This window comes from Pseudomonas subflava (assembly GCF_023823685.1).
Lineage (GTDB): Bacteria > Pseudomonadota > Gammaproteobacteria > Pseudomonadales > Pseudomonadaceae > Aquipseudomonas > Aquipseudomonas subflava.
In genome coordinates, this window is the sequence record NZ_JAMXBF010000028.1 from 1 (window position 1) to 480 (window position 480).

Sequence of the window (480 nt, forward strand, 5' to 3'; positions counted from 1 at the left end):
CTCCTGCCTGCCGCCGAGCTATGCCCAGCAGTTGCTGGACTGGGTGGAATCGCAGGGCCTGAAACTGCCAGTACGTTCCTGGACCCTGGGTGGCGAAGCCTTTACCCGCGAGACCTATGAGCGCCTGCAGAAAGTGCTGCAGCCGCAGCGCATCATCAACGGCTACGGCCCGACCGAGACGGTGGTGACCCCGCTAATCTGGGAAGCCTATCCGGGCGACTCTTTCGAGGCGGCCTACGCCCCCATCGGCAACCCGGTCGGCCCGCGCAGCCTGTACGTGCTGGATGCCGAGCTGAACCTGTTGCCCATCGGAGTGGCCGGTGAGCTGTATATCGGTGGCGAGGTTGGCCTGGCCCGTGGCTACTTCCAACGCCCCGAGCTGACTGCCGAGCGCTTCCTGCCCGATCCGTTCGGTGCTGCTGGCGAGCGCATGTACCGCACCGGCGACCTGGTGCGCTGGCGCGAAGACGGCACCCTGGA

The 480-nt window shown here is 66.5% G+C and carries 1 protein-coding gene; it reads left to right on the plus strand.

The window, feature by feature from the left end:
- Window positions 1-480, plus strand: a 480-nt coding sequence (locus tag NF616_RS21535) for an AMP-binding protein (RefSeq protein WP_252275738.1), incomplete at both ends; no start/stop codon positions are given.